Source organism: Mesorhizobium sp. M7A.F.Ca.US.006.01.1.1 (assembly GCF_003997935.1).
In the GTDB taxonomy this organism is placed as follows: domain Bacteria; phylum Pseudomonadota; class Alphaproteobacteria; order Rhizobiales; family Rhizobiaceae; genus Mesorhizobium.
In genome coordinates this window covers 1-3,007 of the sequence record NZ_RZQL01000429.1, presented here as the reverse complement: position 1 = coordinate 3,007, position 3,007 = coordinate 1, and the positions used below count along the sequence as shown (strand labels likewise).

Here is a 3,007-nt window from a genome sequence, read left to right as displayed (position 1 = left end):
ACAAGAAACCGGTCGAGGCCAAGGCGAAGAAGTCTGTCGAGAAGCCCAAGCCGCGGCTTAAGAAGGAGAAGGCGGCTCCGCCGAAGACGGCAACGGTCGCCAGCGCCGACGCACGGCCCGCGGCCAGGACCGCCGCGCCGAAGGCGGCGGAATCGACGTCGCGCTCCGGCGACTCCAGCAAATGGGACTCCCGTCTGGGCGCCTGGATCAAGCGGCACACGCGCTATCCCAGCTCTGCCAAGGCCCGAGGCGTGGAAGGCAGGCCGTATGTCGCCTTCACGGTCGACTCGTCCGGTCGGGTCCTGTCCGCCAGGCTCTCTCGTTCCTCCGGGGATGCGGATCTGGACCGTGCGGCGCTCGCCGTGCTGCAAGGCGCCACGGTGCCGGCACCGCCACCGGACCTTGGCTCGCGTCTGAGCCGTACAGCGCCGTTCGTGTTCAGCCTGCGCAACTAGAGCAGCTCACCGTTTCACGGAAACGGCCAACTATTCTAACTCTTTGTTTTGGCGCAATTCCCAAGGGAAAACGCTATGCGTTTTCCCGGGAGAACCGTTTCACACTTTTCCTGGAATTGCTCTAGAGCCGAACTTGATCGGCCGGCCTGTCAATAGGTCAGCGACAAGCTCAGGGCTTCGACCTGTTCGAGATAGAAACGGCATTTCGTGCGTAACAGCCCGAGGCTCGGGTCTTCGGCTCCGTTGATTTCGATGGTCTGCATCATGAAGTCGAAATGAGCGTGGAAGGCGTCCACTGTACCCCAGAGGCTGTCGGCCTGGCAGCTGTCGGCAATCGCCATCGAGACGAGTTGGCGGGCCTCGACCCGCGCGGCGTCAGGCGATGGCGGTCGCCTGGCGATCAAGACGTCGAGCCGGCTGAAAATACTTTCCCTGGCATCGACGCTTCTGATGTTGGCTATCATGTTCATGTGCGGGTCCCCCCTTGGCATTCCAGAAGCGCAATAGGCTCCGGTCTGGAATTGTCTGAAAAACTGGTGATCAGAGCGGGTTCAGCGGCGCTGAACCCTAAGCGCGCCGGGTTGGGCGGGCGACATGCAACAAGCTTGAGCGACCGGATGCCGGTCCTGCGGGCAGGACGCAATCAGGGCCGGGATCGCGGTTGCATCGGAGGGGCGGCCCCTGATGATGTTGGCGACCTCGGCATCGGCCTGCTCGAACCAGTAGACCATGTCGGCGCGGTGCAGATCCGTCGCGGCTTTCTTCAGCAGCGGCAGCAGGCTTTGCAACGCGCACAGCGTCTCCCAGCGGTTTGGCCGGAAGGTCGAGCCGGCCACCGCGCATGCGGCTGACGATTGCATGTCGCTACGCTCTCCGTGGCTGGGCGGCACGATTGTCTTTTGCCTGCGCCTTGGGGTGCAGCGGGTTGCCGCTGAGCTGCGCATGCCTGGCCGGCCGTGCGCCGCGAAGAACGTCGAAGGCTTCTGCATAGGCCATGCCCAGCAGATAGGAGATCATCGGAAAACGGCTTGCTTCGGCCATTTGCACGAGCTCATTGGTCATCGACGAAATATATTGAAGACTATCGATTTCCGACTGGCGTAAGGATTGATTTGGCACGTGCTGCTCCTGTCTCTGGTTATACCCTGGGAACGCGTTACTGGCCGGACTGCACATTGTTGGTCGACTAATTGATGGATTGGCTCGCGTGGACGGGTCTCTTTCCGGGGTCGAGAGGGTCAAGGCATAGATCGGTGCGTCGGTGAGACTGTCGAGACCAAGCAGCCGCTTGATGGCGGAATGATTGAGCGCGGCTGTCGGACATGCCGACAGGCCATGATTGGTCGCCGCCAGCATGATGTTCTGGCCGATATGGCCGGCCTCGATCAGCACGACACGATAGGCGTTGGCGTCTTCATATTTCCACATCGTGCGATCGAGCCTGGCGCAAAGCAGGATCAGGCACGGCATGCTATCAGCCCACTCCTGTCCGCCGACCAGTTCGGAGATCTTCGGCAGATGGTTCGCGGAAATTCTGCCAAGGTCGTGATCGGCGGCGGAATAGTGATAGACACCGGGCTCGAGGCCATCGACGCCGAGCGCGACCACATAGGCCTCATAGGGATTCCGCGCGCCGCCGGAAGGGGTCATGCCAAGCGGCAGGGCGCCAACGCAATTGGCGGTCTCGCCGATGATGCCGAGCCCTGCGAACAGGCAATCGGAAAGCTGTTTGGCTGTGATGGTGGGTCGAGCCGCCGTGCGGTTGGTGCGGCGCCGCGCCATCAAGCTAAGAAGTTCGTTGTCTTCCAGTGCATTCGGCAGCTGGATGGCGCCGGCGGAATTCTTGAGCAGGAGGTCCGGCTGCGGCGTATGGCCGGCGCGTTCTATCTGCCTCTCTTCCGCTTGCTCGATGGTCATGTATTCGCTGTCCTGGACGCAGAAATGCATCAGCGCCGTCGGAAGCCCCCAACTCCATTGCCCTGAAAACTGTTCCTCCTGCTCGGCGAGAGGCGATCCGGCGGTGACAAGGGCGGAAAAATCGAGCAACTGCGGAACGACAGCCTTCAACTCGGACTTCGACCAGCCATGGGCGCGGGCAATGTCCGTCGTCGATGCCCATTTGTCCCACGATGCGAGAAGGCCGACCATCTCAGGGCTGCATTCGAAGACGCTTCTGGTCAGGAAGTTGCATGCCGTGACCTTGTTTGGTCCGGGGTAGAAAACAAGCGTTTTCGAAGAGCGCATTTTCATGAAGCTGGATGCCATCTGCGGAGCCGAAGCGCCGACAAGCAACCGCTCGTCGGCGCAGAACGGCTTCAGCGCTTGTTGTAGTGCATGCCCTGCGAAAAGAAGACGGTCTGCGTGCCGGCGGCAATCGTCAGCTTCGGAGCATTGGTCACTTTCTTGGCCATTTTTATCCCTTTCCTGACCCCATTTGGGATCCGTTGAAAGACCCCCAGAACGGGATCCGCGTGAAGAAAGGTAAGGTCGGAAGAGTTAATGGTTTGTTAAAATTATAGTAAAACCACGATCTGAAGACGGACGCGTGGATT

4 protein-coding genes are annotated in these 3,007 nt (G+C 60.6%); 1 reads left to right on the top strand and 3 read right to left on the bottom strand.

All coding sequences use genetic code 11. The annotated features are described in order from the left end of the window. Positions 1–455: energy transducer TonB (locus EN943_RS36375; protein WP_164778584.1), on the top strand; the 455-nt coding region annotated here is incomplete at its 5' end. A 149-nt stretch (positions 456–604) separates the two neighbouring features. Here the strand turns inward: EN943_RS36375 and EN943_RS36370 are convergent. The 3 genes from EN943_RS36370 to EN943_RS36355 form a co-directional block, all read right to left on the bottom strand. After that, positions 605–925: a hypothetical protein gene (locus EN943_RS36370; RefSeq protein WP_127416543.1), complete on the bottom strand. Its 321-nt coding sequence runs from the start codon at positions 923–925 to the stop codon at positions 605–607. An 81-nt stretch (positions 926–1,006) separates the two neighbouring features. Continuing rightward, positions 1,007–1,315, bottom strand: coding sequence for a hypothetical protein (locus tag EN943_RS36365; protein ID WP_127416542.1), 309 nt, complete (start codon positions 1,313–1,315; stop codon positions 1,007–1,009). Positions 1,316–1,319: 4 nt separating this feature from the next. Next, a complete protein-coding gene (locus EN943_RS36355; RefSeq protein ID WP_245476111.1) occupies positions 1,320–2,603 on the bottom strand; it encodes a SagB/ThcOx family dehydrogenase in 1,284 nt (427 codons plus the stop codon). Positions 2,604–3,007 lie beyond the last annotated feature (404 nt).